Origin of the sequence: Methylobacterium sp. 092160098-2 (genome assembly GCF_028920805.1) — a bacterium.
GTDB lineage: Bacteria > Pseudomonadota > Alphaproteobacteria > Rhizobiales > Beijerinckiaceae > Methylobacterium > Methylobacterium fujisawaense.
On sequence record NZ_JAQPZJ010000001.1, the window covers coordinates 4,894,373 to 4,920,309 of the forward strand.

Sequence of the window (25,937 nt, forward strand, 5' to 3'; positions counted from 1 at the left end):
CGGATCACGCCATCTCCAGTTCGCGCGTCCGCTGACCTTCCGTCCGACTGACGACGTCGGCGGGAATGTAGTAGTCGCGATTGTAATTGAAGGTGTGGGCAATCGCGACGACGAAGATCGCCACGAAGGTGAGCGCCGCCAGCCACCAGACGTACCAGACCATGGCCAGGCCGAAGGCGAAGTTCAGCCCCGCCAGGATCGCGCCGGTCGCGGTGTTCTTGGGCATGTGGATCGGCTTGTAGCCCTTGAGGGGACGGTCGAAGCCGCGGTTCTTCATGTCCCACCACGCATCGGAATCGTGGACCACCGGCGTGAAGGCGAAGTTGTAGTCCGGCGGCGGCGAAGAGGTGGACCATTCGAGGGTCCGGCCGCCCCACGGATCGCCGCTGAGGTCGCGCAGCTTGTCGCGGTTCCGGATCGAAACCACGAACATGATGATCTGCGAGGCGATGCCGCAGGCGATGAGCGCCGCGCCGATGGCGGCGATGACGAACCAGATCTGCAGCGACGGGTCGTCGAAGTGCTGCATGCGCCGGGTCACGCCCATCAGGCCGAGCACGTAGAGCGGCATGAAGGCGACGTAGAACCCGGTCACCCAGAACCCGAGGGCGACCTTCCCCCAGAAGTCGTCGAGCTTGAAGCCGAAGGCCTTGGGGAACCAGAAGGTCACGCCGGCGAACATGCCGAACAGCACGCCGCCGATGATCACGTTGTGGAAGTGCGCGATCAGGAACAGCGAGTTGTGCAGGACGAAGTCGGCCGGGGGCACCGCCAGGAGGACGCCGGTCATGCCGCCGATCACGAAGGTGACGATGAACGCCACCACCCACATCATCGGCACCTCGAACCGGATCCGGCCGCGGTACATCGTGAACATCCAGTTGAAGATCTTCGCGCCCGTCGGGATCGAGATGATCATGGTCGTGATCCCGAAGAACGAGTTCACGTCCGCGCCCGAGCCCATCGTGAAGAAGTGGTGCAGCCACACGAGGTAGGCGAGGATGGTGATCACCACCAGCGCGTAGACCATCGAGGTGTAGCCGAACAGGCGCTTGCCGCAGAAGGTCGAGGTGATCTCCGAGAACACGCCGAAGGCCGGCAGGATCAGGATGTAGACCTCCGGGTGACCCCAGATCCAGATCAGGTTGAAGTACAGCATGGCGTTGCCGCCGAGGTCGTTCGTGAAGAAATGCGTGCCGATGTAGCGGTCGAGCGACAGCATCGCGAGAACGGCCGTGAGGATCGGGAAGGCGGCCACGATCAGGATGTTGGTGCACAGCGACGACCAGACGAAGATCGGCAGCTTCATCATGGTCATGCCGGGCGCCCGCATCTTCACGATGGTGGCGATCAGGTTGATGCCCGAGAGCAGCGTCCCGATGCCGGCGATCTGCAGCGCCCAGATGTAGTAGTCGACGCCGACGCCGGGGCTCATCGCGGCGCCGGAGAGCGGCGGGTAGGCGAGCCAGGTGGCGCGGGAGAACTCGCCGACGAACAGCGAGACCATCACCAGCATGCCGCCGGCCACCGTCATCCAGAAGCTGAAGTTGTTCAGGAACGGGAAGGCCACGTCGCGGGCGCCGATCTGCAGCGGCACCGCGAAGTTCATGAGCCCCGTGACGAACGGCATCGCCACGAAGAAGATCATGATCATGCCGTGGGCGGTGAAGATCTGGTCGTAGTGGTGCGGCGGCAGGAAGCCCTGCTGGTCACCGAAGGCGACCGCCTGCTGCGAGCGCATCAGGATCGCGTCGGCGAAGCCGCGCAGCAGCATCACGCCCGCGAAGATGCAGTACATGATGCCGATCTTCTTGTGGTCGATCGACGTGATCCAGTCACGCCACATCGGCCCCCAGAAGCGGTAATAGGTGATGACCCCGAGCACGGCGAGGCCGACCACGGCCACGCCGGCGAAGGTCCCCTGCAGGATCGGCTCGTGATAGGGGATCTGCTCGATCGTAAATCGTCCGACGAGCAGCTGCTGTAGGTCCAGGTTTGCGAACATGGGATCGGCCCGTTCAGTGGGTTCGACGGCGACCGCCGGTCTTGTGTGTGGGTTCCGCTGGCATCACGCGCGGAATCATTGGTTCAGCTGCTTGGGCGCGATCTGCTCGCCCTCGCTCTGGCCCTGGCTGTCCGGCGCCTTCTGGCTCCGGACGTCCGGGTTGCCCATATCGGGCCGCGGCTTCATGCCCTGGGGCTGCGTCTGGGCGTGCGGGCCGGTCTCCGAGGCCGGCGACGTGGCGCCGGGGCCCTCGATCCCGCGCTCGGCGAGGCGGTTGTCGTACCGGAGCCGCTTGTAGTTCTCTTCCGCCTCCGCGCCGGAGGCGCCGCCCTGCGCGTCGATCTTCACCATCTCGCCGACGCACATCTGATCGGGCCGGGGGCACATGCCGATGATCCGGTCGTAGAGGCCCTTCATGTAGGACTTGTAGAACCGCGCCGGTTCGGCCTCGCTCGGCTCCTCGAGCTTCAGGTAGGCCTCCTGGGTGAGCTCGCCGCCCTCGGCCTTGGCCTTGGCGATCCACTGGTCGAACTTGTCGTTGGCCAGGCCGTGGAACTTGAAGAACATGTTCGAGAAGCCGGCGCCGCTGTAATGCGCCGAGCGGCCCTCCCAGGCGCCCTCCCGGTTGATCACCGCGTGGAGCTGGGTCTGCATGCCCGGCATGGCGTAGACCATGCCGGCGAGGGTCGGCACGTAGAACGTGTTCATCACGTCGGTGGCGGTGATCTTGAAGCGGATCGGCCGGTCAACCGGCGCGGCCAGCTCGTTGACCGTGGCGATCCCGTATTGCGGGTAGAGGAACAGCCACTTCCAATCCATGGCCACCGCCTCGACTTCCAGCGGCACCGTGCCGGCCGGGACGTCGCGCTTCGTGTCGATCTTGCTGAGCGGCCGGAACGGATCGAGGGTGTGTGTCCCGATCCAGGTCAGGGCACCCAGCGCGATGACGATCATCAGCGGCGCCGTCCAGATCAGCACCTCGAGCTGCGTCGAGTGGTGCCACTCGGGATCGTAGACCGCGTCCTCGTTCGTGGCGCGGTAGCGCCACGCGAAGATCAGCGTGAAGGCGATCACCGGGACGATGATCAGGAGCATCAGCCCGGTCGCCGCCAGCACGAGGTTGCGCTGCTGCTCGGCCACGTAGCCGGCCGGCTGCATGACCACGAAGTTGCAGCCGCCGAGCAGGGTCAGGAGCGGCAGGGTCAGGAGCGACAGGAGGCGCCGCCCGCGGCCGCCTCGGCGGGTCGCGGTGTCGGTCCTGTCCGGTCGATGGGTCGTAGAGGTCACAGCACGCGTCTCGTCATCCCAGGCCGCTTGCGCGGCGCTTCTGCCGTGCCGCGCGAGGCGGCGTTCCTGTCAGCGATGGGCGGGTCGGGCGGCCTGCGCCGCCGCCCGCCGACTACATCTGGCGCAGTTCCGACCGGTCGGTGAACAGGGCCACGAGGCTGCAGACCGCGCCGGAGAGGAGGTAGACGCCGATCATCGCCAAGCCGTAGCGCTGCGACAGGAACAGGGCCACGAGCGGCGCGAAGCCGGCCCCGATCAGCCACGCGAAGTCGGAGGTGAGCGCAGCGCCGGTGTAGCGGTAGCGGTTGCCCAGCCGGGCCGTCACGGCGCCCGCGGTCTGGCCATAGGCGAGCCCGAGCAGCATGAAGCCGATCGTGACGTAGATCGTCTGGCCGATGGCGCTCTCGCCGAACAGGAGCGGCGCGATGATGCTGCCGATGGCGAAGAAGCCGATCAGCGAGGCGCTCATGATCAGGGCGTTGCGGCGGCCGATCTGGTCGGCGATCAGACCGGAGGCGGCGACCGCGCCGGCGCAGACGATGGCCCCGGAGAACTGCACGATCAGGAACTCGCCGGGCGAGCGGGTGGTGCTGTTCAGCGCCAGCCACGCGATCGGGAAGATCGTCACGAGGTGGAACAGCGCGAAGGCCGCGAGCGGCACGAAGGCGCCGCGGATCACGTCGCCCGCATGGTGGCGGAACAGCTCGAGGGCCGGGACCGGACGCAGCCGGTCGAGGTCCATCATCCGGGCGAATTCCTCGGTGGCGACGAGGCGCAGCCGGGCGAACAGGGCGACCACGTTGATGGTGAAGGCGCAGTAGAACGGGAAGCGCCAGCCCCAGTCGATGAAGTCCGCCTCGTCGAGGTTGACGATGAAGAACGCGAACAGGGCGCTGGCCACCATGAAGCCCAGCGGCGCACCCAGCTGCGGGATCATCGCGTACCAGCCGCGGCGCTCCCGCGGGGCGTTCATGGCGAGCAGCGAGGCGAGGCCGTCCCAGGCGCCGCCCAGCGCGAGGCCCTGCAGGATCCGCAGGCCGGCCAGGATGTAGACCGACGCGATGCCGATGCTGTCGTAGCGCGGCAGGAAGCTCACCGCCGCCGTCGAGCCGCCCAGCAGGAACAGGGCCGTGGTGAGCTTGACGCTGCGCCCGTGGCGCCGGTCGATCGCCATGAACAGCACCGTGCCGAGCGGCCGGGCGATGAAGGCGAGGGCGAAGATCGAGAAGGCGTAGAGCGTGCCCTTCAGCGGGTCGACGAAGGGGAAGAACACCTTCGGGAAGACCAGCACGCAGGCGATGCCGAAGACGAAGAAGTCGAAGTATTCGGACGCGCGTCCGATCACCACACCGATGGCGATCTCGTTGGGATGGACCTTGTGGTCTCCCACCGCCTGCTGGGCGTCGCGCTCCAGGATCGTGGCCGAGGCCATTGGGGTATTCGAACTCATTGTTGGCTGCCGCCCTCGCCGCGCGCCTATGGGGTCGCCTTGGCCGGAACCGCCTCATGCGGCATGTCCAGAGGTATCGCAACCGGCTCCGGACGCAAGTTCACCCACTGACGCATGCATAGCACCGGTGGTCGCGGCCATCGGCGGCGCCACGGGGCGTGGACCGCTCACACCCGGTAATGCGCCGAATTCCGTGACAGGTTGATGTTGTAATAGGGGTCGGCGCGCAGCTCGGGACCCCAGCGGTCCAGCATGGTCAGCACCTCGCCCTCGAAGCGCTTCCGCTTCTCGGGCGTGTCCTCGGCCCCGCGGCTCTTCGACTCGTGGTGAATCAATCTGGCGAAGGGCGTCCAGACGATCCGGTAGCCGGCCCGGCGGATCTTCAGGCAGAGATCGACGTCGTTGAAGGCGACCTTCAGGGCCTCGGCGTCGAAGCCTCCGACCGCCGCGAAGACATCGGCCCGCATGGCGAGGCACGCGCCGGTGACCGCCGAGACCTCGTGGGCGATGACCATGCGGCAGAAATAGCCCGGATCCGCGTCCGCGACGCCGAGATGGCTGTGGCCCGCGACGCCGCCGATCCCGAGGACGATGCCGCCGTGCTGGATCGTGTGGTCCGGATAGAGGAGCTTCGCCCCGACGGCCCCGATCTCCGGCCGCACCGCGTGGCGGACCAGCTCGGCGAGCCAGCCGGGCTCGAGCACCTCGATGTCGTTGTTGAGGAACAGGAGCACCGGGCCGGTGGCCGCGGCGGCGCCGCGGTTCGACAGGTCCGAGAAGTTGAAGGCGCCCGCTACCGGGACAACGCGCACCCGCGGATCGTCCCGGTAGCGGGCGAACAGGGCGGCGGTCTCGGGCTCGCGGCTGTCGTTGTCGACGATGATCACCTCGATGTCGGGGTAGTCGGTCGCGCCGAGCAAGCCGTCGAGGGTCACCGACAGGATCTCGGCCCGGTCCCGGGTCGGGATGATCGCGGAGACCCGCGGCGGCGGCGCCGGCAGCGGCCGGATCAGGCGGTTGAAGCCCCCGGGACCGCGCTCCGCCCGGCCGCCCCAGGGGGCCACGACCTCCTCCAGGGCGCGCAGGCGCGCGGCCTCCGCCCGGGCGAGGGACCGGTCGGAGAAGGTGCCGGAGCCCTGCGCGGCGCGCCAGTGATAGAGCACCCGCGGGATGTGGCGGATGCGGCCGGGATCGAGCCCGTCGGTGAGTCGCAGCAGCAGGTCGTGGTCCTGGCTGCCCTCGAAGCCCGGACGCAGGCCGCCGACGGCGCGCAGCGCCTCGGTGCGCACGACCGTGAGATGGTTGATGTAGTTCTGGGCGTAGAGCAGCTCGCGGTCGAAGCACGCCTTGAAATGCGGGTCGAACCGGCGGCCGCGCCCGTCGATCTTGTCCTCGTCGCTGTAGATCAGCACGAGGTCCGGATCGCGGCGCAGCGCCCGGGCGACCTCGTAGAGGGCGTCCTCGGTGAGCGCGTCGTCGTGGTCCATGAAGGCGCAGACCGCGCCCCGGGCCATGCCCAGCGCGTCGTTGGTCGCCCGGGCGATGTGGCCGTTCTCCGGCCGGGTGAGGACGCGGATGCGCGGGTCGGCCTCGGCCGCCCGGCTCAGGATCCGCGGGATCTCGGGGCGCGTGGAGGCGTCGTCGACGGCGCACAATTCCCAGTGGGGATAGAGCTGCGCGCGCAGCGACGCCAGGGCCGCCCGCAGCACCTTCGGGTCGGGATTGTGGACCGGCATCAGCACGGAGATCAGCGGCGGATCGGTCCAGGCGGCGATCTCGGCGGCGATCCCGTCCCGCTCCGCACGGCGCAGGCTGTGGGTTCCGAGCCACGCCTCGTAGCCGCTGACGCGCCGGTGGCGCAGCGCCCGGCCGAGGAAGCCACGGGCGCGCACCTTCTTGCCGAGGATCCGCCAAGCGAGCGCCTGGGCGGTCAGGCCGGGATCGCGCAGGAGACCGCGCGCGGCCAGGATCGGCCGGGCGAGACGATGCACGGCGATCCGACGCAGCCGGACCGGGACCCGTCCCGCCGGATCGGCGACGCGCAACGCGACGACGTCCTCGGGCAGGCGGCCGATCCACGCGAAGGCGCCCCCGCCCCGGGCCTCCTGGGGCAGCACCGTGCCCGGGCGTCCGTCCGGTCCGACGAAGCTGATGTCCGGGAGGGTGTCGCGGCCCTCGGCCGGGTCGTTGGACAGGACGATCTCGACCCAGCGGCCCGCGAGGCCCGGGAGGGCGACGCGCAGGCCGTCCGAGGCCGCCCGCGCCGCGAGGTCGCGCCGCTTGCGCCAGAGCCCCGTGAGCTGGGCCGGCAGGGGCTGGAATTCGGGCACCTCTGCCCCGGACGCAGGCACCCTCAACTCCAGCTCTTGTCGACCGAGGCCTTCACGGCATCCGACATGGCGACATCGAAGACGATCATGTCTTCCACCGCCTTGACGGCCTTCAGGCGCTCGGCGAGCGCCATCGTCTCGGCCGGCACCGGGGGCAGGGCCGGGATCGGCTTGGCGATCCCCAGGCGGTCGAACAGCGTCGATGCGAAGGCGGGGAACCGGGATTTGTGCCCGACGATCCCGACGCGGGCGAGAATCTCGATCGCCGCGATGGAGTTGCCCGGATGCAGCCGGTCGTCCGGCATGCGGGTCCCGAGTTGGCGGGTCAGCGGATTGTAGAGCAGCCGGTAGGCGGGTTCGGGCAGCATGCGGAAGAAGCGCTTGAGGCTCTTCACGTCGGAGAAGTCGTACCCCTCCGCGAAGGCGGCGGCCTCGGCGAGCGGGCCCAGGCGCCAGCTGCGTGCGGGATCGGCGGCATCCCCGGCCCGAGCCTTCAGCCAGCGCATCCGGGTCGCCATCTCGATCTGCGGCTCCTGCAGCAGGATGGCGGTGATCATCAGGTCCGGCGTCAGGAAGTTCTCGTAGCGCGGGACGGTCACGGCGCCGGACAGGAAGGCCGACGGGGCGGCCGGGCCGGTCAGGACGCAGGTGAGAATCTCGTCCGGCAGCTTATGGATGCCGAAATAGCAATGCTGGAAATGCGGGAAGAGCGCCGTCTGGAGGACGGTTTCGGGCTCGATGCCGGTGTTGATCAGCATGGTCCGCAACCGCACCAGCCCCTCGGGCGGCATGCGGCGATAGACCATCACGTTGGTGTCGGCATCGTACAATTCGAGCCGCGGGATCTCCGTCAGCCCCGGCACCTCCGCCTCCGTGACCACGAAGGTGCATTGCCCGGTGGCATGCCACCCGTTGCGCTTGAAGGCCTCGTCGATGACGCTGGCCGGGACCTCGGCCACGCGTCGTCCGTCGACCGCGACCACGACCCGGCTGATGGCGAGGGGATTGTCCGGCACGATCCAGCCGCGGATCGCAACGCCCTGATCGTGGTCGATGAAGTAGCGCATGTCCTGAAGCGTGAGGCGGCGGCATGCCGGCGCCCTGTGTCCGCCATGTGTCGCGGCACGGCCTGATGCCGAGCGGCAGGGCCATAGCGCATTTTTCCGCCGGCGTGCACCAGGGCCGGCTTCGGCCTCGAACCGCATCCGAGCCGGTCGATTGAACCGGCCCGAAGATTTTTCCCGCAAACCCTTGCCCGCAAACCCTTGCCAGACATCACCGATGCAGTCCGGCCCCGTCGCGATCCGGTCGTCCGGTGCCCGGGCCGGGCGCGATCGATCCGATCCGCGATGCAGGTTCTGCTTGCGCCCTCGCCGGCCAGCCGCTATAGGCCCCGCCCACCGGAGCAAGAACGGCTCCGGCCCGGGCGCGTAGCTCAGCGGGAGAGCACTACCTTGACATGGTAGGGGTCACAGGTTCGATCCCTGTCGCGCCCACCATCTAACCGAGCGAGGTTGGATGGTTTTTTTGACCGAAGACGGTTTTCTACCGGGTCCCTCAGGTTCGGCGAATCTGAGGCGGGTTCAGCGGACATCAGCCGTAGGTTCGCGTGGCCACCGACCCGACCGTCTCCGAAGTCCGGAAAGCCGCTGAGGTCACCGATCAGGAGATCGATGCTGCGGTCGACGCGGTGCCGGCCGACCTCGCTACCGACTCGTACCCGCTTGCGAAGGGTTGGAGCCTCGACCTCGTCGAGACCATCCGAACGCACGCCCATGCGGCCGATGCGCTCACCACCGACACGCCGGCCTGGACGCGCACCATGGTCCGGACCGCGATCCTGCTGGCGCACCCGGTGAACGGATGAGCGAGCCCGAGGCCGATCTGGATCGCGAAGCCACCGCCAATCGCCTGATGCAGCGCCTGAGCGGCTTCGCGCAGGGAATCGGGATGAGTGGCACGGACGCCCGCCAGATCATCGGCCGCGTGATCGCATCCGATCCGTCGGCCGGGGACGGGGAGCTGATGGCGAAGGCTCGCACCTGGATGCTGATCGCGCTGGGGTAGCGACCTGCCGACGGCCCCATCGCCGCGAGGCGCTCGGCCGCGTCAGGGCATTCGCCCACGCGTGATGGCGGCCTGTGTGGTTGAGCCGCCAGAAATCTGTCCGGCGGATATCCACCCGGCGCGGGCCTGACGAGGCGGCCCAGACGTTCGATCCGGAGACTTCAAGCAGGCGGCTTGCGGGTGCTTCGCGGCGGCACCGCCCGCTTCCGCACGCCGCGAGCCAAATCACGGAGCGTGGTCAGGCGTATCGGCGTTTCCGCTTCCGATCTTGCCAAGCCGACGCGATGCGGCATCGCGCGTCCACCAACGAAAACTGTGTTGCGGTGCGACAGAGATTGATTTCGACCCGGCGGGATCAGCAATGGACCGACAGCGTTCTCACTATTGCTGGCAAAGATTCGCGGAGCGTCGTCATGGGTCTCACCGCATTTGTTGTCTTCGTCGTCCCATGGGTGGTGCTGGCGGTGTATTTCACGCGCACCCCGACGGCCCTTCGCCTGGGGGCCGCGCCCGCTCCTTGGCGGCCGCTGCCGACCCACAGGGAGTTGGCACAGGCCCAGCGGCAGGCGACGCACCCGAACCACGGGCGCAATCCAGATCACGGGGGCATATTGAACCGGGACGGGCACGGTCCGGTGGATTTGCCTCGCGGTGGAGCGCTCGGTCCGAGCGTGGAGCCCACCGAACCGGACGACAAGGTCGGTTAGCGTACCGCAGCGCGCGCGGCAGCATGCGATCACGAGGGCCGCGGGCCCGCCACGCGCAGGCCACCGGCGTTTCGCTGAGCTGCGTCGCGTAGCGCAGCGATCCCGCGCGGCCCCACGGACACCATCGGACCGCGCCGGAACAGCGTGGGGCGGACGAGCACCGCGCACAGGCCGAAGAAGCCGCGGGGGCGGCAGCAAACAACCCGGCGGCTCTCCAGGGCGAGCGATGGATCCCGACCACGGTCACGGCGATGCGCTCCCGTCTCCCTTCGGCCCTGTCCGGCGATGCGAAACAGGGTCTCTCAGAGCGCAGGCGAAGCGTCCGGGCTTCCTGTCGCAGCGCCCACGGGGTCGGCCGCGCCGTCGGCAGGGATCGATGCCGTAGGGGTGTCCGGGCGGCGGCGCGTCCGGTCGCGTGTTTCGTCCGGCCGCACGCGATCAAACGTCTGCGTCACCGCGTCCAGAGCGGACGAGGCGCCTGCCATGAGGGCGAGCGCCATCGCCGATCCGACCGAGGTCAGGAAGACGACCGTGGCGATGACTTGCGGAGCGGTCATGGCGCACCTGCGCGGGTGCATCGCGCTGACGATGGGCCCGGATGGCCGCGGCGGAGGCTGCGGCGGAGGCTGCGGCGTCGGATGAGCACGGGCCGTGGCGGAGCGGGGTCGCCCGCAGGCCGGACAGGCGCCCGCGTCATCGCCCCCCCAGGAGCAGGCGGTCCAAACCCGAGGAGAACCTCAACTCGATCCTCCGGCCATCGCGCCCGACGACTTCGCACGGCTGGTTCAGGAGCAGGGCGATCGAGATCAGGCGCAGGGTGTGCGGCGGCATCGCCTCCGGATGAAGCTCGATCATCGCACCGGATGCCCTGAGCTCCCAGATGAGACAATCGCAGCATTCCAGCGGGCGCCCGAAGAAGATCTGCCCGGTCTTGAAGGCAGGCCTCCAGGGCTCGTCCAAGCGCTCCTCGGCCATCGTGACCTCCTGACGAACCAGCCATCGCGTCCTGCGACGATCTGTATTCGCGTTCATTCCCCGCGCGATTTCGGTATCAAACGTCACATCCGGCAGCGCGGCAGCGGTCTCGGGGCACAGGCCCACCGGGTCCGTTCGACGGCACCCGGCCGCGCGGATCCGGGCCCGGCGCGTCCCGCGCGGTCGAGCCTGCGGCGGGGGCCTCGATCGCCAGGGCCGGATCCCGCGTGGCGGCGGAGCCCATCGTGTTAACATTCTACAATCGGCCAGCAGCGCATTTAATTGTTTGTTAACTATTCTAAACAGTCTAGGCGGATCGGAATTGGATCGAGAGGGAGCAGAGGATCCGTGAGCGAGCTGCAGAGGCTTCTGAACGACCCTCGGTTTCGACCCGCAGACAAGACCCAGCGCGACTCCGGCGCCGGGCCCGAAACCAACCTCGGCAACGTCCTGCGCGTCGTCTCGTCGCTGCACGCACGGGCCGAGCTTCAGAAGCCGCCGGCCTCGCCGCAGGATTGGGACGCCCTAATCCTCCGGGTCCAGGCCGCAGCCCGCCAGGCCCGCGAGATCGAGGCGCAGGCCCGTGAGCGGGAGGCGCGCATCGAACAGGTGCTGGATCAGGTGCGTGAGGAGATCCACGCCTCCAACGAGCGCGCCCGGACGGCGGAGATGCAGGCCCGCGAGGCACAGGTGCGCGCCGAGGCCCAGGTCCTCGCCGCGGAGGAACGCGCCAGGGCCGCCGAGGCCCGCGTCCGCGCCGCCGAGGACCGGGCGCGGCAGGCCGAGGAATGGCTGGAACGCGTCCAGCAGGCGATCCTGTCCGAATTCTCGGACCTCACCGATCAGGAGGCGGCATGAGCGGCGCCGCCCGGGCGCGGGCCGAGACGATGGAGTCCCATCCCCTGACCTACCCGGGCGGGCCTCGCGACGGCGACGCCGCGCCGATCGACCGGGTCGTCGCCCTGTTCTCCGGCGCCGCTTCGGCCGGGCCCGCGGCCGAAGCGGAGGCGGATGACTGGTCGGCCTCCCTGACCGCCGTGCGCGGCGTCGCAGCGCGGGTCCGCGGCCTGCAGGCGAGCGCCCGCGAGTCCGTCCGGGAGGCGCAGCATTCGGTGCGCGCGGCCGAAACGGCACGCCGCGCCGCGGAGGACCGGGCCCGCCACGCTGAATCGCTGCTGCGGGCGGCGCTCGAGCGGGCCGAGCAGGCCGAGGCGCAGGCCCGTGCGGCGGCCGAACGGGCCGAACGGGCCGAGGCCGAGCGGACGGAAGCGCGGGGGTGGCTGCGCCGGATGCACGAGTGCATGGTCAACGAATTCGGCGCCCTGTCCGAGGCCGCGGATCAGCCGTGAGCCGGCGCGCAGCGGCCCCCCGGCGTCCCGGCGGGCGCGACAGGCGCGGGCCGGACGACGCGGTTGCCGGCAGGGCCGTGACACCGACCGCAGGCTGCGCCCAGCCCTAGGCACCATCCGGCCGTGAGACACGGCGATGTCCGGTTGCAGATCCCGGACGCAGGCGTCGGACAGGCGCGGCGACAGGCCGTCTCCGGCGCGATCCACGCCGGGCGTGATCTCGGGGAGAGGCCGCCTCGCGACGGAGCGCACGAACGTGGCCGGCCCGGCCTGGGGATCGCGTCGGCCTGGGGATCGCGCGGGTTGATGCAGTCGTGAGCCGGCCTCCGGTCCGTCGCTCCGCGGATCCGTCCTCGAACAGCCGTGCGACATCCCGATGCGGAGCGCCACGGCCGTAGATTCCGTCCGGACGGGGAGGCCCGGCCGCGCAGTCGGTGACTGGAGCGGTGCAGCGCATGCAGATTTTGCCGCGGCCTCTTCAATATGACCGGCAACCTTAAGCTCACGAAAACAACTTTCGGACCAAAAGAGCCTGACCTCGTCGTCTCGACCTCGTCCGCCTGGCAGGATCGCCGTGACCCTCAGCCTCGTCCTCAGCACGTCCCTTCCGCTTCTCACCGGGGCGGTGGCCCTGTTGTGGGCCGGGTTCGTCGCCCCGGAGCGGGAGGAGCGTCCCGACGGGCCCGGCGCCCGCGACCTGCGCACGTGGTGAGCGGCGGGCGCCGGCCGAACACCGCCTGAGAGGCCCGCGGCCCCGTCCCGGATCGCTTCCGCGGGGGGCGTCCGGCGGGCTATGACGCGGCGGATGTCCTCGCGGCGAGGGCCGGTCACGGAGGCTCCCCATGGATCTCGGCTTGAGCGGGCGCCGGGCGCTCGTCTGCGCGGCGAGCAAGGGACTGGGCAGGGGCTGCGCCCTGGCGCTGGCCCGCGAGGGCGTCGCGGTGACGATCACGGCCCGCAACGCGGAGCTCCTGGAGCGGACCGCCGGGGAGATCCGCAGCGAGACGGGGGTCACCGTCACCGCCGTCGCGGGCGACATCGCCACCGAGGCCGGCCGGGCCGCGGCGCTCGCCGCCTGCCCAGAGCCCGACATCCTGATCAACAATGCCGGCGGGCCGCCCCCCGGCGACTTCCGCGACTGGGACCGCGACGCCTGGATCCGGGCGCTCGACGCCAACATGCTGGCGCCGATCGCCCTGATCCAGGCGACCGTCGACGGGATGATCGCCCGCAAGTTCGGCCGGATCGTCAACATCACATCCGGCGCCGTGAAGGCGCCGATCGAGCATCTCGGCCTGTCGAACGGCGCCCGATCGGGGCTGACGGGCTTCGTGGCCGGCCTCGCCCGGCAGACGGTGCGGCACGGGGTGACTATCAACAACCTGCTGCCCGGCCCCTTCGACACGGACCGGATCCGCAGCAACGCCGCAGCCGGCGCCGCCAAGGCGGGCACCACCGTGGAGGCGTTCCTGGAGGCGCGGGCGCGCGCCAACCCCGCCGGCCGGTTCGGGCACCCCGACGAGTTCGGCGCCGCCTGCGCGTTCCTGTGCAGCCGGCACGCGGGGTTCATCACCGGCCAGAACCTGCTGATGGACGGCGGCGCCTATCCCGGCACGTTCTGACGGGCGGGGGCCCGACCGGGCCCTCCGCTTGCATCGACGGCCCGCAACATCGCGCGGTGAGGATCATGAGCGTACGCGAGACCGTCGAGGCGCGGCTGGCCCGCATCGGGGAGGGGGACAGGGCGGTCTTCACCCGGCTCTACGCCGCCGAGGCCCGCGCGGCGGCGGACGCCGCCGACGCCCGCCGCCGGGACGGGATCTCCCTCGGCCCCCTCGACGGCGCGATGGTCTCGATCAAGGACCTGTTCGACGTGGCGGGCGAGACGACGCGCGCCGGCTCGATCCTGCTGGCCGACGCGGCGCCGGCGCGGGCCGATGCCCCGGTGGTCGCCCGCCTGCGCCGGGCCGGCGCGGTGATCCTGGGCAAGACCAACATGTCCGAGTTCGCCTTCTCGGGGCTCGGCCTCAACCCGCATTACGGCACCCCCGGCAACGCCGCCGATCCGGCGCACATCCCGGGGGGCTCGTCCTCGGGCGCCGGGGTCTCGGTGGGGCAGGGGACCAGCGACATCGCGATCGGGTCGGATACGGGGGGCTCCGTCCGGATCCCCGCCGCGCTGAACGGCGTCGTGGGCTTCAAGCCGACCGCCTGCCGCGTGCCGCTGGACGGGGCCTTCCCGCTCTCCTACGCCCTCGATTCGCTGGGTCCGCTCGCCCGGACGGTGGCGGAATGCGCGGCCGCCGACGCCGTGATGGCGGGCGCGGAGCCCGTGCCGTTGGAGGCGTTCCCCGTCGCGGGCCTGCGCGTCGGCGTGCCGCGGGGCCTGCTGTTCACCGAGACGGAGCCGCTCGTGGCCGAGGCCTTCGAGCGCGCGCTGGCCTGCCTGTCCCGGGCTGGCGCCCGAATCGTCGACCACCCGATCGACGATCTCCTCGCCGCGATGGACGCGGCCATGCCGGACGGCTCTATCGCGGCGATCGAGGCCGCGGCGATCCATGCCGACTGGCTGGACAGCGCGGCGTCCCGCTACGACCCGCGGGTCCACCGCCGCATCCTGGCCGGCCGGACCGCGACGGCGGCGCGCTACGTCCGGACGATGCGCCGGCGGGCCGAACTGATCACCGCCTTCGACCGGGTTCTCGCCCCCCTCGACGTGCTGGCCCTCCCGGCGACCGCCACCACGGCGCCGCTCACCGCCCCGCTGGAGGCGGACGACGCGGCGTTCCTGAACGCCAATCGCCTGATGCTGCGCAACACGGCCTTCGGCAATTTCTTCGATCTCACCGGGCTGTCGCTGCCGATGCCGGATCTCGCCCGGCCGGCGGGGCTGATGCTGCTCGCCCGCCACGGGCAGGACCGCCGCCTCCTGGCCCTCGGCGCCGGCATCGAGGCGGCGCTGGCGGGGTAGGGCGCTCCGCGCCGCTCCCGTCATCGCGAGCGCAGCGAAGCGACCCAGGGCAGCGTGACCTCGGTGGACGTGGCGCGACCCTGGATTGCTTCGCTGCGCTCGCAAAGACGGCCACCGTCCATCGGGAGCGCCCCCGCATCCGGACACACTATCGCGGCCCCGCGCGCTGCGCCGCCGGGGGCATGGCCCAAACCTCACGCCGCCGGGGTGACGCGGGACGCCGCGAAGCCCGAACGCAACGTTGCTAAAGCCGGCTTCCCGGCGGCTGAACCGGACCGACGCCCCGAGGCGCGTCACGGTGCATCGCGGCGGGCGTGGGGAGGAGCGGGCCCCGAACGCCTCGAGCCGCGGTGCCGGCCGGCCCGGTCCCGCGCATTGCCGGATGGCGTCCCATCGTGCACCCTGGCGGCGATCCCGGCCCGAACCGCGTCCTCCGGGGCTCGACCGCGCCGGGAGACCGGGACCGCCCGCGCCGGGGGTGATCCCGATCAGGCCGACCGGCAGGGAGCCGTCGCATGAGCGCAGCCATGCCGTCGATCGTCGCGGACCGGGACGCCGGGTCCGGCGGAGGGATTCAGGAGGCGGTCCGGGCGATGCGCGTCGATCTGGCGGCCGCCTACCGGCTGATCCATCGGCTGGGCCTCGACGACAGCATCTACACCCACATCTCGGCGCGGCTGCCGGGGGACGGGCACCGGTTCCTGATCAATCCCTACGGGATGCGCTTCGAGGAGGTGACGCCGGAGAACCTCGTCACCGTCGATATCGACGGCCACGTGCTCGCGGACCCGATGGGGCTCGGCATCAATCCGGCCGGGTTCACGATCCACAGCGCCATCCACGCCGCCCGCGCCGACGCGATCTGCGTGCTGCACACCCACACGGTGGCGGGGGTCGCGGTCTCCTGTCAGGAGGAGGGGCTGCTGCCCCTGAACCAGTGGTCGATGCAGTTCACGGGGCGCGTCGCCTACCACGCCTACGAGGGCATCGCCCTCGATCTCGACGAGCGGCAGCGGCTGGTGGCCGATCTCGGCGACAAGCCCGTGATGGTGCTGCGCAACCACGGCCTGCTGACCTGCGGGCGCACGGTCGGCGAGGCGTTCCGGCTGATGCACAACATGGAGCGCTCGTGCCGGGCGCAGTTGGCGATCCAGGCGGCCGGCGCGCCGGTGATCCGGCCCTCCGCCGCCATCGCAACCAAGACCGCCGGGCAATACGCCGCCGGCTACGACCGCGTCGTCGTCCAGGGAGCGCCCGACAACGAATGGGCGGCGTTCAAGCGGATGCTGGCGCGGACCGATCCCGATGTCTTCGCGGCGGGGTGAGGCGCGACGTCGATCGGGTGGGATCCGCGCCTCCGCTTCCGGGCGGGCGGTTTCACCCGTCTTCCGCCGGCCATCAAAGTCGTGAGCAACGAGTGCCTGTCCCCTCTCCCTCGTGAGGCGAAGCGCGCGGCGCCGGCTGTGTGACGTCGGTCGCCTCTGCGGGGGAGGGGGACGCGTCGCCCCTCGGCCCGCCCCTCACCCCTCCGTCCAGGCCCCGCTCGACCGGTAGGTCTGCTTCAGGAACGCGATGAAGGCCCGGGTCTTGGCGGGCACGAAGGCGCGGCTCGGATAGACCGCGAAGATGCCCGCCGAGGCCGCGGCCGTGTAGGCGGGCAGCACCACCTCCAGGAGCCCGCCGCGCAGCTCCGCGTGCACGTCCCAGGTGGAGCGGAGCGCGATCCCGAGGCCGCCGATCACCGCCTCGCGCACCACCTCGTTGGAATGGGTGCGCAGGGGGCCCGACGCGGTGACCGTGCAGGGTCCCTCCGGTCCGATGAGGCGCCAGGGGTTCTGGTTCTCGGTGGCGAGGCACACATGGCCGCGCAGATCGTCCAGGGTCTGCGGTCGCCCCGCCGCATCGAGGTAGCTCGGCCGCGCGCACAGAACCCGCCGCACCGGCGCGAGGCGCACCGCCGTCAGTCCGGAACTCTCCAGCGCGCCCACCCGGATGGCGAGGTCGTAGCCGCGCTCGACGATGGACTCGAAATCGTCGCTCAGCTCCAGGTTCAGCACGAGGTCGGGGTGGAGGGCGAAGAAGGCCCCCAGATGCGGGACGATGTGCAGGCGCCCGAAGGAACTCGGCGCCGTCACCCGGAGCGTTCCCCGCGCCCGTGTGGCGTTCTGCGAGACGAGGCTTTCGGCCTCCGCGATGGCGTCGACGATCGGGGCGATCCGCTCGAAGAACGCCGCGCCGATATCGGTCGGCGCCAGCCGCCGCGTGGTGCGGTGCAGCAGGCGCACGGCGAGCCGCTCCTCCAGCCGCTTCAGCCGCTTCGAGACCACCGCCACCGACAGGCCGAGTTCCGACCCGGCCCGGGTCAGGCTGCCGGTCCGCACCACCCGGGCGAAGATCTCCAGGTCGCTCTGGTCGTTCATTTTCAACGCTGCGGAAAAAATCAAATCCCTTTTGCCGCCTTTTCGGCGGGTGCCAAGCGGTCTATCGCTGTGAGATCAAAAAAATTTCACGGGCCGTTCGACTTTTTCTGACGCACGGCGCCCCATTTCCCAGAGGATCGCATGTCGAATCTCGTCGTCGCCGAGGATCTCCGCACCTTCCTGTCCGAGGAGGCGCTGCCTGGAACCGGCCTCTCGGCCGACCGGTTCTGGTCGGGCTTCGCGGCGATCGTCCGCGACCTCGCACCGCACAATCGGGCGCTGCTCGACCGGCGCGACGGCCTCCAGGCCGACATCGATTCCTGGCACCGCGACCATCGCGGCCTGCCGCACGAACCGGCCGCCTACGCGGCCTACCTCACGCAGATCGGCTACCTGCAGCCGGAGCCCGACGCTGTGCGGGTGACCACCGAGAACGTGGACGCGGAGATCGCGCAGATCGCCGGGCCCCAGCTCGTCGTGCCGATCTCGAACGCCCGCTACGCGCTCAACGCCGCCAATGCCCGCTGGGGCAGCCTCTACGACGCCCTCTACGGCACCGACGCGATCCCGCAGGACGGCGACCTCGCCCCCGGCACCGGGTTCAACCCGGCCCGGGGCGCCGCCGTGGTGGCCAAGACCAAGGCCCTCCTCGACGCGACCGCCCCGCTCAGCGTCGGCTCCTGGGCGGATGCGGTGGGCTTCTCGGTGACGGGCGGCCGCCTCGCCGTCGCTCTCGGCGCCGGACGGAGCGCCGGCCTGACCGGCACGGCGGACTTCGCGGGCTATACCGGCGCCCCCGAGGCGCCGACCGCGCTCCTGCTGCGCCACAACGGCCTGCACGTCGAGATCGTCATCGACCGGACGAGCCCGATCGGCCGCACCGACCCCGCCGGCATCGCCGACGTGGTGCTGGAATCCGCCCTCTCGACCATCATGGACATGGAGGATTCGGTCGCCGCCGTGGACGCGGCCGACAAGGTCGCGGTCTATCGCAGCTGGCTCGGCCTGATGCGCGGCGACCTCCTGGCCACTCTGTCCAAGGGCGGCCGCACCGTCGAGCGGCGGCTTGCCGCGGACCGCACCTACACGGCGCCCGACGGGGGAAGCCTGACCCTGCCGGGGCGGTCGCTGATGCTGGTCCGGCATGTCGGCCATCACATGTACACCGACGCCGTGACCCTCGACGGCGCCGAGATCCCCGAGACGCTCCTCGACGCGGCGGTGACCGCGCTGATCGCCCTGCACGACCTGAACGGGACCGGCTCCTTGCGCAACAGCCGGACGGGCTCGGTCTACATGGTCAAGCCGAAGCTGCACGGCCCCGACGAGGTCGCCTTCGCGGTGGAGCTGTTCGGGCGGGTCGAGGCCCTCGTCGGGCTCGCGCCGCGGACGCTCAAGATCGGCGTGATGGACGAGGAGCGGCGCACGACGCTCAATCTGAAGGCGGCGATCGCTGCCGCGGCGGACCGGCTGTTCTTCATCAACACCGGCTTCCTCGACCGGACCGGGGACGAGATCCACACCTCCCTGGAGGCCGGTCCGGTGGTCCGCAAGGATTCCATGAAGGCGACCGCCTGGATCAAGGCCTACGAGGACGGGAACGTCGATGCCGGCCTCGCCTGCGGCCTGCCGGGCCACGCGCAGATCGGCAAGGGCATGTGGGCCGCCCCCGACCAGATGGCGGCGATGCTGGAGGCGAAGGGCGCCCACCCGGAAGCCGGCGCCAACACCGCCTGGGTGCCGTCCCCGACGGCGGCGACGCTCCACGCGCTGCACTACCACCGGACGGATGTCCGCGCCCGCCAGGCGGATCTGGCCGGCCGGGCGCCCGCCACCCGGGACGCCATGCTGACCCTGCCCCTCGCCGAGGGCGCCTTTGCGCCGGAGGCGATCCGGGAGGAGCTCGACAACAACTGCCAGGGGATCCTGGGCTACGTGGTCCGCTGGATCGACCAGGGCGTCGGCTGCTCGAAGGTGCCGGACATCCACGAGGTCGGCCTGATGGAGGACCGCGCCACCCTGCGGATCTCCAGCCAGCACATCGCCAACTGGCTGCGCCACGGGATCGTGGACCGGGCGCAGGTCGACGCGGCGTTGCGGCGGATGGCGGCGGTGGTCGACCGCCAGAACGCGGGCGATCCGGCCTACCGGCCGATGGCTCCGGGCTTCGACGGCCCGGCCTTCCGGGCCGCGGAGGCCCTGGTGTTCGAGGGCGCGCGCCAGCCCAACGGCTACACCGAGTTCGTGCTGCACCGGTTCCGCCGGGAGGCGAAGCGCCGGCAGGCCGACGGTCGGGCGGCCTGAGGCCGTCTCGCGGCCTGCGATCCGCCCGAGCGCGACCCGATCCCGAGGCGCCGGAGCGCAGCGGAGGTCTCGCAGGAGGACTCGCAGGAGGCCTTCGGGGATCACCGCGTTTCCCCGCATCCGCCTTCGAGACCGGGGAACGCGGGCGCCAGGATCAGGGGCCGGGTTCGACAAGCGATCGTCGCCCCGCGGCGCGCCCTCCCGCATTTCTGAGGGCCGGCGCCCGCCGGGGGGCGCCGGCCGGCCAGGCCGGGTTCCCCGATCCGCGGGCCGGTCACCCGCGGCCGCTCAGCGGCGCTTGCGCGTCATCACGTAGACGAGGAGATTCGCCACCGCCCGGTAGAATTCCGCCGGGATTGCCTGATTGATCTCCACGTGGTCGTACATCGCCCGGGTCAGGGCCTTGTCGACGACCACCTCGATCCGGTTCCTCTCGGCGATCTCGCGGATGCGCAGGGCGATCAGGTCCGCCCCCTTGGCCAGCACCACCGGGGCGTCGCTCTCGCTCTGATCGTAGCGCAGCGCGATGGCGTAGTGCGTCGGGTTCGCCAGGATCATCGTGGCGCGGGGCACCGCCGCCATCATCTGCTTGCGCAGCCGGTCCTGCGCCAGCGAGCGCAGCCTGGCCTTCACAAGCGGGTCGCCCTCGAGCTGCTTGAACTCGTCCTTCAGCTCCTGTCGCGACATCCGCAGGTCACGCTGCCAGCGCAGGCGGGACCAGACCAGATCGCCCGCCACCAGCGCGATGGTCGCCACGCTGACGGCCGAGATGAGGCGGACCGACAGGGTCAGCAGGAACTCGGGCAGGCCGATCGGATCCACAAACATGGCGTCCACGATCTCGTACCGGTCTGCGCGCAGAACCATGAAGGACATGCCGCCGATCGCCAGAAACTTGAAGAGACTCTTCCCGAACTCGACGAACCCCTGTGTACTGAAGATCCGCTTCCAGCCGCTCGCGGGCGAGATGCGAGACCATTGGGGCTGGATGCGATCAAACACGATGCGGGGCGCGTTCTGAAAGATCGAGGCGGCGATCCCGGCGACGAGCAGGATCACCAGAACCGGCAACAGGAACCGGCCCATTTCCAGGGCCAGGGCGTGAACGAGGCGCGTGGCGTCCGGGCTGGTCTCCACGCTGAAGTTGCGCGGCTGCTCGAGGAGCAGGGTGAGCCGCCGCACGAATGCAGCCCCCTGATCCCGCACCACGAACACGAGGAAGACCAGCAGGCCCATGATCGAGGCGAAGACCGGGGCCTCGCGCGAGAAGGGGGTATTGCCCTGCGCGACCGCGTCGCTGATCTTCTTCTCGCTGGCCGCCTCGGTTTTGCTCTCCTTGTCATCCGACATCGCGGCAGTCCCGCTCAGCGGATGTAAGTCTCATCCGAATCCGCCGAGCTGAGTTCGATCTCGCCTCGGGCAGCCATCTCGAGCGCCTGATCGGTGATCGCGCGGCGGGCCTCGTGCACATCCCGCTGCGAGGCGGGCTCGCCGCCCTCGAGTTCGTGCTCCACCAGGCGCCGCGCGCGGGCCGTCAGGGCACTGAGCACGACGTTGCGCAGCTGTCCGCTCGTGCCCTTGAGCGCCAGGATGACCTTCTCGTGGGGGATCTGGTCGAACAGGGTCGTGCGGGCCCGCGGTGTCAGGTTGATGATGTCGTCGAAGGTGAAGAGCAGGCTCTTCAGGATCTCCGCCGATTTCGGGCGCGACTGCGTGAGGTTGTCCAGGACCTCCTCCATGCTCTGGCGCTCCATCTTGTTGATGATGTCGGCCATGCGCGAATGGGTATCCGCCGCGGCGTTGCGCGCCAGATTGATCATGAAGTCCTCGTGGATGGTCTGTTCGATCATCTTCATCGTGGTCTCGACGATCGGCTTGAACGTCAGCATGCGCCGCATGACCGCGTTGCGCATCGGCGCCGGGAGCTGGGCCATCACCTTGGCGGCACAGGCCGGCTTGACCTTCGACAGGATCAGGGCCGCGGTCTGCGGATGTTCCTTGATCAGGTAGGCGGCAAGAGCCGTCTCCGAGCCGTTCGAGATCCGGTCCCAGATCGACCGCTCCCCCCCGCCGAGCACATCGGCCATGATCTCGGCGATCTGCTCCGGAGGCAGGACCCCCTCCAGCAGCTTCTCCATCTCGCGGGCCGTCCCGATCAGGTTCGCCCCGTCGGCGAAGAAGGCAGCCAGCTGCTCGACGATCGTCTCGAGTTGCGGCTTGGGGACGGGTCCGAGCTGCGAGACGGCGCGCGTGATCTGCTTCAGTTCGGCCTGGTCGAAATACTTGACGAGCCGGCTGGCCGTCGTCTTCTTCATCGCGATGAGGACGGCCGCGACCTCCTCGGCAGGGGTCAGCACTCTTCGACCGACTTTGGTCATGGAACCTGCGGCCATGGCGCTGCTTCCTCTCAGCCGTTGGAATCGGCCGCTGCGGGACCGACGATTTCGGTGAGGGACACGCCGAAGCGGGAATTGTCGTCCTCGACCACGACGACTTCGCCCCGGGCGATGACGCGGCCGTTCACGACGACGTCGACCGGTTCGCCCACGCGATGGTCCAGGGGAACGATCGCTCCTCGGCCCAGCTTCATCAGGTTGGCGACCGGCATCGTGGCCGATCCGAGGACCACCTGCATCAAGACCGGAATCCGGAGGATGGAATCGAGATTCCGGCCATGGCCCAAGCGCTCGTCCTGCGCCCGCTGGCCGTCGGCATGCGCCTCGATCTTGGCGAACAGGCTGTCGCTATGCCCACTCCCGGTCCCGGTCCCGGACTCGACATTCACGTGGTCTGCGGGGGATGACATCAAACGCTCCTCAAGGATGGGACGATTCGCGGCCGAGCCGCACCGGGACCGGCGGTCGCGGGGGAGGGTGGCCACGTCGGCTGAGCCGGCATCAGGCGCTGGTCAGGTTGCCGCCGACGGCAGGTTCAGGGCTCGCACTGCCGGGCTGTGCCGCGTTCGCCAGCCTGATCCGCTCCGCCTTCAGCTCGGCCAGGGCCACCTTGGCGCACTCGATCTCGCGGCTCAGATCTTCGAGGACGACACGCCCGTCCTGGGCGAAGGACTGGACGGCGTTGCTCGCGCCGACGAGGGCGGACGCGCTCCAATCGACCATGTCGCGGTACTGGGCATGATACCGATCGAGCCGCTTCAGCCGCATGTACATCGGTACGAGGCAGGCGGTCGTCGCGACCAGGGCCGCGAACAGCAGGGCCTCAGCGAGAGAGAACATCATCGATAAATTCCTGATCCTGATCGATGAAGCGGTCCACGCGCAGGACGACGCCGCCCTCCTCCTGCCCGACATCGCACCAGAACAGATCGCGGTCGTTGCCGACCAGCTTGACACGGCTGCGCGGGGTCGCCCGCAGTTCTAGCACCTGGCCCACGCTGAGCTCGGCGATCTCGCCGAGCGTCAGCTGCTTCTCCTCCAGGATCGCCTTGAGGGTCACCGGCGTCTTCTGCACCTCGCCGGCGATCTGCTTCGTCCACCGGGAGTCCCGGGCGGAGGTCTCACCCACCAGGATCCGCGCCAGGCTCTGCCGCATCGGATTCAGGACGGATTGCGGGATGACGATGAACATCTCTCCGCCGCGATTGAGCGCCTGCAGGACGAACTTCGCCGCCACCGCTTGGTTGTTCCGGCGGCCGATGACGGCGAAATCCATTCGCAGCTCCGTCCGCTCGAGCTTGAACGGCGTGTCCGCCACCAGCGCGAATGCGGACTGCATCGCCTTGCCGATCTGCTCGAAGAGGCGCTGCGCGATCCGCATCTCGATATTCGAGAAGGATCGTTCCTCGTCGAGCGGCGGTTCGGAGCCGTCGGCACCGAGGAGCGCCTCCACCATCGTGAAGATGAAGTCGCGGTCGAAACCGACCAGGATGTGACTGTCCCATTCGGGCGCCTGGAAGATGCCGGCGACCGCGTTCGCCTCGTAGGGCTCCAGGATGTCTCCGAACCGCTGGCTCTCGACATTGCTCAGCGAGAAGTAGACCGGGGAGGCCGCAAGGTGGCGGAGCTGCTCCGCGCAGAACGTCGCGGCCCGGTCGAGGATCACGTGCAGCATCGGGAGGCGATCGAGGGAGAGCCCTGCGGCGTCCAGGAGCCGATCCCGGATGTCGTTGGCGACCGGTTGTTTGTCCATGATCAAGCCGCCTCACGCAGGGCGCTCTCGCTGCGCGGCGCGCCCGTGATCGTCGCGTTCTCCACCTCGTCGATCGTCGGCCGGTAGGCCGCCGTGATGGCCTTGCGGCCATGCTCGACGGCGATCTGGGGCAGCGCGCCGTTCATGAAGGCCAGCAGGGTCTGCTTGACGATGATGAAGACCCGGGCCTGCGCCTCGCGGGTCGCCTTCACCTTGTTGGCGAGCGGCGCCACGACGCTGTAGGAGACGAGAATGCCGGTGAAGGTGCCCACCAGGGCGGCCCCGATCAGGCTTCCCAGCAGGGCGGGGGATTGGTCGAGCGCCCCCATCGCCTTCACGATACCGAGGATCGCCGCCACGATCCCCAGGGCCGGCAAGCCGTCGGCCATGCTCATCAGCGCGAAGTAGACCTTCAGCTTGTCGCCGCGGTGCGTCGCGATCTCCTCCTCCATCAGCGCCTCGATCTCGTAGGGCCGCGCATTGCCGACCAGAATGAGACGGACATAGTCGCAGATGAACAGCGTCAGTTCCTGGTCGCGGGCCACGCGCGGATAGGCCTTGAAGATCTCGGACTCATCCGGTCTGTCCAAGTGAGTTTCGACCTCGTTGCGCGGCTTTGACCGAAGTTCCCGTGTCAAAGCGAACAAAAGGCCGAGCAAGGAAAGGTAATCCTCCTGTCTCGGCTCCCGAGCGAACAGAGCATCCCGGACCGCACCGGCGGTGTCCATCACCACCCGCGCCGGGTTGGCGACGATGAACGCACCGATCGCGGCGCCCCCGACAATGATGAATTCGAAAGGCTGCCAGACCACCATGAGGTGGCCGCCCATGGCCCAGAAGCCGCCCGCGACACAGACCATCGCGGTCAGCAAGCCGATGATAACACCCACGTAGCGCCTCGACGTCGTATGGATCGCTACACCGGGCTGTAGACGGTCATGCTTGCGTCGGGCTGGAGCGATCTCGCAGCGCTCAAACGCAACACGTTTCGAGATCGACCGTGCAAGGCCCAGACAAGCTCCCGGCCCTAGGGCTGACGCCCAGCATCCGCGGCCTGTACATCTGCAGCGGTCGATATATCGGCAATCCGAATTCTTGTTAATTCGTTCTGAACCCGATCCAACAAGATCAGGAACCCGGACATGACATCAACTTATCTTAATTACAAGCTTATATCTAGAGATATTACAAAAACTCTGAGCGAAAAAGCGTCGGAAAAGGCAAATTCTCGAGAGATAAAATATTACTCTGATCATATTTCCGAAATAAAATCAGTCGATGATTTCATCGGCAATGCGCGCATCTTCAATTTCGCCATGCAAGCCTTCGGCTTAGATGACATGGCTTACGCCAAGGGATTCATGAGAAAGATCCTGGCAGGGCCGCCTGACGCGAACGGAATGCGCTTGGTCGATCGCATTCAAGATGCGCGATTTCGAGAATTTGCGAACGCCTTCGACTTCCAAACCCACGGCGCCAACACAACGCAGCGTCCCGAGGCCAGGCAGGCACCGATCGCTTCTTATGTCCGCCAGAAGCTCGAGAGCGATGCCGGCCAGCAAGACGAGGGCACACGCCTGGCCCTGTACTTCAAGCGCCAGGCGGGAACGATCAAGTCCGCGTTCGGCATCCTGGCCGACAAGGCTTTGGCGGAAGTCGTTCGAACAGCCCTTGGACTTCCTCCCGAGATGGCGATGAGCAACCTTGATGCTCAGGCCGCCCTGATAAACCGGAAGCTCGACATCGCGAGCTTCAAAGATCCGGAAAAACTCGACAAATTCATTAAGCGCTTCACGATCATGTGGGATCAGAAGAACGATACGGCGTCGACGCCGACGCTGTCGCTCTTCGGCGGGTCCGATTCGGGCTTCGACACCGGGCTCCTGCTCAAGCTGCAATCCATCCGGCTGGGGGGGCACTGAC

Annotated in this window: 23 protein-coding genes and 1 tRNA gene; 11 read left to right on the top strand and 13 right to left on the bottom strand. The window is 69.2% G+C overall.

Annotated features, from left to right (window positions below; all coding sequences use genetic code 11):
• Positions 1 to 4: 4 nt before the first annotated feature.
• The 5 genes from cyoB to PQI07_RS23175 all read right to left on the bottom strand — a co-directional run bounded on the left by cyoB (position 5) and on the right by PQI07_RS23175 (position 8,139).
• Positions 5 to 2,005, bottom strand: a complete 2,001-nt coding sequence (cyoB, locus tag PQI07_RS23155; RefSeq protein ID WP_043346007.1) for a cytochrome o ubiquinol oxidase subunit I — start codon at positions 2,003 to 2,005, stop codon at positions 5 to 7.
• Between the two features lie 75 nt (positions 2,006 to 2,080).
• Positions 2,081 to 3,292: a ubiquinol oxidase subunit II gene (gene cyoA, locus PQI07_RS23160; RefSeq protein ID WP_274927506.1), complete on the bottom strand. Its 1,212-nt coding sequence runs from the start codon at positions 3,290 to 3,292 to the stop codon at positions 2,081 to 2,083.
• 112 nt (positions 3,293 to 3,404) lie between these two features.
• Positions 3,405 to 4,742 (bottom strand): MFS transporter, encoded by a 1,338-nt coding sequence (locus PQI07_RS23165; RefSeq protein WP_043379559.1) that lies wholly within the window; start codon positions 4,740 to 4,742, stop codon positions 3,405 to 3,407.
• Positions 4,743 to 4,909: 167 nt separating this feature from the next.
• Positions 4,910 to 7,093: a glycosyltransferase family 2 protein gene (locus PQI07_RS23170; protein WP_100793955.1), complete on the bottom strand. Its 2,184-nt coding sequence runs from the start codon at positions 7,091 to 7,093 to the stop codon at positions 4,910 to 4,912.
• A gap of 2 nt (positions 7,094 to 7,095) precedes the next feature.
• Positions 7,096 to 8,139, bottom strand: a complete 1,044-nt coding sequence (locus tag PQI07_RS23175; RefSeq protein ID WP_043345999.1) for a hypothetical protein — start codon at positions 8,137 to 8,139, stop codon at positions 7,096 to 7,098.
• A gap of 357 nt (positions 8,140 to 8,496) precedes the next feature.
• Between PQI07_RS23175 and PQI07_RS23180 the strand changes: the two genes are divergently transcribed.
• The 3 genes from PQI07_RS23180 (at position 8,497) to PQI07_RS23190 (ending at position 9,139) form a co-directional block, all read left to right on the top strand.
• Positions 8,497 to 8,571, top strand: a tRNA-Val gene (locus PQI07_RS23180).
• A 110-nt stretch (positions 8,572 to 8,681) separates the two neighbouring features.
• A complete protein-coding gene (locus tag PQI07_RS23185) occupies positions 8,682 to 8,939 on the top strand; it encodes a hypothetical protein (RefSeq protein ID WP_274927507.1) in 258 nt (85 codons plus the stop codon).
• Positions 8,936 to 9,139 carry a hypothetical protein gene (locus PQI07_RS23190; protein ID WP_043345991.1) on the top strand — a complete coding sequence of 68 codons (204 nt, stop codon included), beginning with the start codon at positions 8,936 to 8,938 and terminating at the stop codon, positions 9,137 to 9,139. Before PQI07_RS23185 ends, PQI07_RS23190 begins: the two co-directional genes overlap by 4 nt.
• Positions 9,140 to 10,539: 1,400 nt before the next feature.
• Here the strand turns inward: PQI07_RS23190 and PQI07_RS23195 are convergent.
• Positions 10,540 to 10,947, bottom strand: coding sequence for a hypothetical protein (locus tag PQI07_RS23195; protein WP_274927508.1), 408 nt, complete (start codon positions 10,945 to 10,947; stop codon positions 10,540 to 10,542).
• Positions 10,948 to 11,169: 222 nt separating this feature from the next.
• Here PQI07_RS23195 and PQI07_RS23200 point away from each other — a divergent pair, with 222 nt between their 5' ends.
• From PQI07_RS23200 to PQI07_RS23225, 6 genes are all read left to right on the top strand, one after another.
• On the top strand, positions 11,170 to 11,679 hold the full coding sequence (locus tag PQI07_RS23200; RefSeq protein WP_043345988.1) for a hypothetical protein: 510 nt from the start codon (positions 11,170 to 11,172) through the stop codon (positions 11,677 to 11,679).
• On the top strand, positions 11,676 to 12,170 hold the full coding sequence (locus PQI07_RS23205; protein WP_274927509.1) for a hypothetical protein: 495 nt from the start codon (positions 11,676 to 11,678) through the stop codon (positions 12,168 to 12,170). Before PQI07_RS23200 ends, PQI07_RS23205 begins: the two co-directional genes overlap by 4 nt.
• Before the next feature lie 574 nt (positions 12,171 to 12,744).
• Entirely contained in the window at positions 12,745 to 12,882 is a 138-nt protein-coding gene (locus tag PQI07_RS23210; RefSeq protein ID WP_164706393.1) for a hypothetical protein, read from the top strand.
• Positions 12,883 to 13,012: 130 nt separating this feature from the next.
• Positions 13,013 to 13,792, top strand: coding sequence for an SDR family oxidoreductase (locus PQI07_RS23215; protein WP_179698637.1), 780 nt, complete (start codon positions 13,013 to 13,015; stop codon positions 13,790 to 13,792).
• Positions 13,793 to 13,857: 65 nt separating this feature from the next.
• Positions 13,858 to 15,141, top strand: a complete 1,284-nt coding sequence (locus PQI07_RS23220) for an amidase (RefSeq protein WP_274927510.1) — start codon at positions 13,858 to 13,860, stop codon at positions 15,139 to 15,141.
• 515 nt (positions 15,142 to 15,656) lie between these two features.
• Positions 15,657 to 16,466: a class II aldolase/adducin family protein gene (locus PQI07_RS23225; RefSeq protein WP_274927511.1), complete on the top strand. Its 810-nt coding sequence runs from the start codon at positions 15,657 to 15,659 to the stop codon at positions 16,464 to 16,466.
• A 195-nt stretch (positions 16,467 to 16,661) separates the two neighbouring features.
• Here PQI07_RS23225 and PQI07_RS23230 read toward each other — a convergent pair whose 3' ends face one another.
• Positions 16,662 to 17,561: a LysR family transcriptional regulator gene (locus tag PQI07_RS23230; protein ID WP_043348549.1), complete on the bottom strand. Its 900-nt coding sequence runs from the start codon at positions 17,559 to 17,561 to the stop codon at positions 16,662 to 16,664.
• Positions 17,562 to 17,702: 141 nt separating this feature from the next.
• Between PQI07_RS23230 and PQI07_RS23235 the strand changes: the two genes are divergently transcribed.
• Positions 17,703 to 19,865: a malate synthase G gene (locus PQI07_RS23235; RefSeq protein ID WP_274927512.1), complete on the top strand. Its 2,163-nt coding sequence runs from the start codon at positions 17,703 to 17,705 to the stop codon at positions 19,863 to 19,865.
• 288 nt (positions 19,866 to 20,153) lie between these two features.
• Here PQI07_RS23235 and flhB read toward each other — a convergent pair whose 3' ends face one another.
• The 6 genes from flhB to motA form a co-directional block, all read right to left on the bottom strand.
• Positions 20,154 to 21,215, bottom strand: coding sequence for a flagellar biosynthesis protein FlhB (flhB, locus tag PQI07_RS23240; RefSeq protein ID WP_075380082.1), 1,062 nt, complete (start codon positions 21,213 to 21,215; stop codon positions 20,154 to 20,156).
• Between the two features lie 14 nt (positions 21,216 to 21,229).
• Complete coding sequence (locus PQI07_RS23245; RefSeq protein WP_043348557.1) at positions 21,230 to 22,258, bottom strand: flagellar motor switch protein FliG; 1,029 nt, start codon at positions 22,256 to 22,258, stop codon at positions 21,230 to 21,232.
• A 14-nt stretch (positions 22,259 to 22,272) separates the two neighbouring features.
• A complete protein-coding gene (gene fliN, locus PQI07_RS23250; protein WP_274927513.1) occupies positions 22,273 to 22,671 on the bottom strand; it encodes a flagellar motor switch protein FliN in 399 nt (132 codons plus the stop codon).
• Positions 22,672 to 22,762: 91 nt separating this feature from the next.
• Positions 22,763 to 23,104 carry a hypothetical protein gene (locus PQI07_RS23255; RefSeq protein ID WP_244538780.1) on the bottom strand — a complete coding sequence of 114 codons (342 nt, stop codon included), beginning with the start codon at positions 23,102 to 23,104 and terminating at the stop codon, positions 22,763 to 22,765.
• Positions 23,085 to 24,014 (bottom strand): flagellar motor switch protein FliM, encoded by a 930-nt coding sequence (locus PQI07_RS23260; RefSeq protein WP_043756881.1) that lies wholly within the window; start codon positions 24,012 to 24,014, stop codon positions 23,085 to 23,087. The genes PQI07_RS23255 and PQI07_RS23260 overlap by 20 nt, the downstream gene beginning before the upstream one ends.
• Positions 24,015 to 24,016: 2 nt before the next feature.
• Complete coding sequence (gene motA / locus PQI07_RS23265; RefSeq protein ID WP_043756879.1) at positions 24,017 to 24,904, bottom strand: flagellar motor stator protein MotA; 888 nt, start codon at positions 24,902 to 24,904, stop codon at positions 24,017 to 24,019.
• Between the two features lie 252 nt (positions 24,905 to 25,156).
• On the opposite strand from motA, the gene PQI07_RS23270 reads away from it, so the two are divergent.
• A complete protein-coding gene (locus PQI07_RS23270) occupies positions 25,157 to 25,936 on the top strand; it encodes a DUF1217 domain-containing protein (RefSeq protein ID WP_179698632.1) in 780 nt (259 codons plus the stop codon).
• Position 25,937: the final 1 nt, after the last annotated feature.

Excerpts from the sequence above, each read along its gene's own strand:
- cyoB (WP_043346007.1), bottom strand. The coding sequence starts at position 2,005 with ATGTTCGCAAACCTGGACCTACAGCAGCTGCTCGTCGGACGATTTACG.
- PQI07_RS23165 (WP_043379559.1), bottom strand. The coding sequence starts at position 4,742 with ATGAGTTCGAATACCCCAATGGCCTCGGCCACGATCCTGGAGCGCGAC.
- PQI07_RS23175 (WP_043345999.1), bottom strand. The coding sequence starts at position 8,139 with ATGCGCTACTTCATCGACCACGATCAGGGCGTTGCGATCCGCGGCTGG.
- PQI07_RS23190 (WP_043345991.1), top strand. The coding sequence starts at position 8,936 with ATGAGCGAGCCCGAGGCCGATCTGGATCGCGAAGCCACCGCCAATCGC.
- PQI07_RS23205 (WP_274927509.1), top strand. The coding sequence starts at position 11,676 with ATGAGCGGCGCCGCCCGGGCGCGGGCCGAGACGATGGAGTCCCATCCC.
- PQI07_RS23215 (WP_179698637.1), top strand. The coding sequence starts at position 13,013 with ATGGATCTCGGCTTGAGCGGGCGCCGGGCGCTCGTCTGCGCGGCGAGC.
- PQI07_RS23220 (WP_274927510.1), top strand. The coding sequence starts at position 13,858 with ATGAGCGTACGCGAGACCGTCGAGGCGCGGCTGGCCCGCATCGGGGAG.
- PQI07_RS23225 (WP_274927511.1), top strand. The coding sequence starts at position 15,657 with ATGAGCGCAGCCATGCCGTCGATCGTCGCGGACCGGGACGCCGGGTCC.
- PQI07_RS23230 (WP_043348549.1), bottom strand. The coding sequence starts at position 17,561 with ATGAACGACCAGAGCGACCTGGAGATCTTCGCCCGGGTGGTGCGGACC.
- PQI07_RS23235 (WP_274927512.1), top strand. The coding sequence starts at position 17,703 with ATGTCGAATCTCGTCGTCGCCGAGGATCTCCGCACCTTCCTGTCCGAG.
- flhB (WP_075380082.1), bottom strand. The coding sequence starts at position 21,215 with ATGTCGGATGACAAGGAGAGCAAAACCGAGGCGGCCAGCGAGAAGAAG.
- PQI07_RS23245 (WP_043348557.1), bottom strand. The coding sequence starts at position 22,258 with ATGGCCGCAGGTTCCATGACCAAAGTCGGTCGAAGAGTGCTGACCCCT.
- fliN (WP_274927513.1), bottom strand. The coding sequence starts at position 22,671 with ATGTCATCCCCCGCAGACCACGTGAATGTCGAGTCCGGGACCGGGACC.
- PQI07_RS23255 (WP_244538780.1), bottom strand. The coding sequence starts at position 23,104 with ATGATGTTCTCTCTCGCTGAGGCCCTGCTGTTCGCGGCCCTGGTCGCG.
- PQI07_RS23260 (WP_043756881.1), bottom strand. The coding sequence starts at position 24,014 with ATGGACAAACAACCGGTCGCCAACGACATCCGGGATCGGCTCCTGGAC.
- PQI07_RS23270 (WP_179698632.1), top strand. The coding sequence starts at position 25,157 with ATGACATCAACTTATCTTAATTACAAGCTTATATCTAGAGATATTACA.